Here is a 3,501-nt window from a genome sequence, read left to right on the forward strand (position 1 = left end):
CCCCCCTGGCTCCCCCGCCGTCGACCCGCACGGCCCCGCTGCCCGGCATGCCCTCACCGGCCGCGCCCGGCCGCTACGACAGCAGCGTCCACGAGCGCGGGCGGCGGGGCGGCAGCAGGAGCCCGCGGCGCCGCGCCGGCAAAGGCCGCCGGTTCCTGCGGACCGCGGCCGTGCTGTCGTCCGTCCTGCTGCTCGCCGGTGCCGGTACGTACGTCTGGGCCGACACCCGGCTCAACCAGCAGGTCGACCTCGGCACGCTCTCCGGCCGGGTGCCGCGCGGCGAGGGCACCAACTACCTGGTCGTGGGCTCCGACAGCCGCGAGGGACTGTCGCAGCAGGAGCGGAAGGAGCTGAACACCGGCTCGGCCGAGGGGCGCCGTACCGACTCGGTGATCCTGCTGCACACCGGGGCGAACGGCACGACGATGCTCAGCCTGCCGCGCGACTCCTGGGTGACCCTCCCGCCGTACGTCGATCCCGGCACCGGCCGGAGCTACCGGGCCGCGCCGAACAAACTGAACGCGGCGTTCTCCCTGGGCGGCCCCGACCTGCTCGTGCGGACCGTGGAACGCAACACCGGCGTGCACATCGACCACTACGCGGAGATCGGCTTCGCCGGTTTCGTGGGGGTGGTGGACGCGGTCGGCGGCGTGGACCTGTGCCTGGACAAGCCGGTACGGGATGAGGACTCCGGCGCCGACCTGCCCGCCGGCTGCCAGACCCTCGACGGCGCCGAGGCGCTGGCGTTCGTACGGCAGCGCAAGCAGGAGGCGCAGGGGGACCTGGGCCGCACCCGCAACCAGCAGAAGTTCCTCGCCGCCCTCGCCCGCAAGGCCGTCACCCCGTCCACCCTCGCCGATCCGTCCAAGACCTTCCCGACCCTGCGCTCCGGCCTCGACACGCTCATCGTCGACGAGAGCACGGAGCTGCCCGACCTCATGTCGCTGTTCGAGGCCATGCGGAAGGCCGCGTCGGGCGGGGGCAGACAGCTCAACGTGCCCGTGGCCGACCCGGACCTGCGTACGCCCCAGGGCAGCGCGGTGAAGTGGGACGACCGGCCGGCCCGCGCCCTGTTCGCGGCCCTGCGGGAGGACCGGGCGCTCGGTTGATCAACGAGCCTGGGCCTTACGGGAGTTGAAACCGTCCAGCGTTGACGCCAGCGACCCGTACCCCGTCGCCGACCACACGCTCCGCGCGGCCGGGAGCTCGAAGTAGGGGACGGTACGGCCGTCCCCGGCCCTGTCCGTGAGCACCTCCGGGGCGCGGCGGTGCCGCAGCGCGTCCGCGCAGTCCTGGCACACCGCCACGTCGAGCCGGTCCCGCCGGCCCAGCGGACGCCAGCCCGTGCGGAGGGCGGCACGGCCGTGCAGGGGATTGAAGAAGCAGAGGGGCAGGCCGGGGGAGCCGGCGAGGGCGTCGCGGCCCTCCTGCGCCAGAGCCAGGGCGCCCGCCAGGTCCGGCACGCCCCGGGCCTCGTCGAGGACCCTGCCCGCGGCGGCGTACGCGTCGAGGGCGTGCTGAAGACCGGGTGTCGTGGAGACACCGGCCGCCTGGGTCGCCTCGCCGAGAGCCAGCACCTCCGCCTCCGCCCGGCGCCGCAGCTCCGCTTCGTCGGCCGCGCGGGCTGTGGCGAACACCAACTGGGGAACGGCGTGAGGGGCCCTAGGAGAGCGGGAGCGGACCAGGGCGCGGGTCGCGAGCGCGGTCAGGGCCAGGGCCGGCACGGCGACCAGGGGCCACAGCCACCAGCGCGAGTCACCAGGTTCCCCGGGTCTCGGCTTCCGTGCGGGGGCGGCGTCGTTCAGGTCCTTCATCACCTCCTCGTACCGCTGGGTGCCCTTCCCCTCCGCCACCAGCTCCACCGCCTTGGCGGTCAGGTCGGCAAGCCCCGCGTCCCGCGTCTGGTCCAGGAATCCGACGGCGGCCACGGCGTCCTGGGCCTGGTGGGTGTCGGCGGGCCACTCGTAGCCGTTCAGGGAGTCCGGGAAGTCGCCGTCCGTCGTGATGAGGATGAGGTCCCGCTGGTCCGGGATCCGGTCGCGGACGATTCCGGCCAGGACGTCGGAGTCGCCGTCGAAGGCGTCGCCCTTGGTGAGCGGCGTGAGAACGACCTTGATCGGCAGGCCCGTTCGGCGGATCCGCTCCGCCAACTGCCGCTGCCGGGAGGGCGGTACGGCATCGGCGTACGCCTCGTCGACGTAGACGGGTGAGGTGCGCAGCGCCTCGGCGATGCGCTGCCCGGCGCTCGGGGCGTCGCCGTCCGCCGCACGGGCCGGGGTGGTGGTGAGCGCGGCCAGCAGCAGCGCCGCGAGGACGGTGATCACGCGCTTGACGTCAGTGGACACCTGCGGTCTCCCTCACCTTGTCGATGAGCCGGGCGATGCCGCCGGGTACGGCGGTCAGTGGGCCGTCGGTCGCGTCGTAGTACGGCCGTCGGCTGCGGTCACCGGACGTGGAACCGGGCAGCCTCAGCAATCTGCCCGGGATGCCGCTCGGCTGGGCGATGGCCGTGTCGCGGCAGGGCACGCAGACGGGGAGCAGGCGCCTGCGGTTGCTCCCCGCCGCCTCCGCCGATACGCGCACGTGGTGGCGGCTGACGGCGGGCCCGTGCAGGGGGTTGACGCCGCAGCACAGGTCGTTGGTGTCGCCGGTGAGCGCGGCCCGGCCCGCCCGGGCCAGTACGACGACGGCGGTGAGGGTCGCGGGATCCGTGCCGGGCCTCCGGGCGCGGTCCGGGTCGCCGTCCAGGAGGAGGATCGCCGCGTCGAGGCAGTCCCAGGCGCGGGCGTGCCCCTCGGGGTCGGTGAACTTCCTTGTAAGCGCGGTGAGTTCCGCGTGGGCCGTGCGGCGGAGGTAGGACGCCGACGGCTCGGTCGGGGAGGTGACGGGCAGGAGGCCGGCCGGCTCGGGTTCGGGTGAGCGCCACCGCCGCAGGCCGGTCACGATTCCCACCGCCCCGGCCACGACCCCGGACAGCAGGAGTGCCAGGAAGGCGCCCACGAACAGGCCGGGCCAGAAGTCGGTGGCGAAGAGGGGCGGGAGGGTGTTCTCGTCGGCGGCCCTCGGGGCGGTGGCCGGTGCGGGTTCCGATCCGGGCCGGTCCGTGCGCGGGGTCTCGTCGAGGAAGTCCATCAGCCGGTCGAGGCGCTCGCCGAGGAGGTGGTCGTCGGCCTCGTCCGCCCTGCTGTCGCCGAACGTGACGGAGTCCGGCAGATTGAAGGACAGGTGGTCGGTGTCCCGGCGCAGGCCGTGGTTGTAGAAGTCGATCGTGCCGTCGTCGGGGTCGGCGACCACGTACAGCCCGTCCTCGCGCACCTTGGCGTGCACCGCCGCGGCGAACAGCATCGAGTCACCGGCCGACTCGCTCCCGGGGGTCTGCGGCACGACCGAGACGAACACCGGGCCGCCCCCTTCGGAGCGCCGGAAGTCCCGGATCCGGTCGTGCAGCCGGTCCAGTCGGCGGGCGTCGAGTACCCGCGGGCTCTCCGGATCGGCGTACAC

The 3,501-nt window shown here is 74.2% G+C and carries 2 protein-coding genes and 1 pseudogene; 1 reads left to right on the forward strand and 2 read right to left on the reverse strand.

Annotated features, from left to right (window positions below; all coding sequences use genetic code 11):
- Positions 1-5: 5 nt before the first annotated feature.
- Positions 6-1,109 carry an LCP family protein gene (locus tag CA983_RS41615; protein WP_244207324.1) on the forward strand — a complete coding sequence of 368 codons (1,104 nt, stop codon included), beginning with the start codon at positions 6-8 and terminating at the stop codon, positions 1,107-1,109.
- Here CA983_RS41615 and CA983_RS41620 read toward each other — a convergent pair whose 3' ends face one another.
- On the reverse strand, positions 1,110-2,345 hold the full coding sequence (locus tag CA983_RS41620) for a serine/threonine-protein kinase (RefSeq protein WP_244207323.1): 1,236 nt from the start codon (positions 2,343-2,345) through the stop codon (positions 1,110-1,112).
- Positions 2,335-3,501 (reverse strand): annotated as a pseudogene (locus CA983_RS41625) (hypothetical protein); the annotation flags it as partial. The gene CA983_RS41620 and the pseudogene CA983_RS41625, both read right to left, overlap by 11 nt.

Source organism: Streptomyces swartbergensis (assembly GCF_002148965.1).
Lineage (GTDB): Bacteria > Actinomycetota > Actinomycetes > Streptomycetales > Streptomycetaceae > Streptomyces > Streptomyces swartbergensis.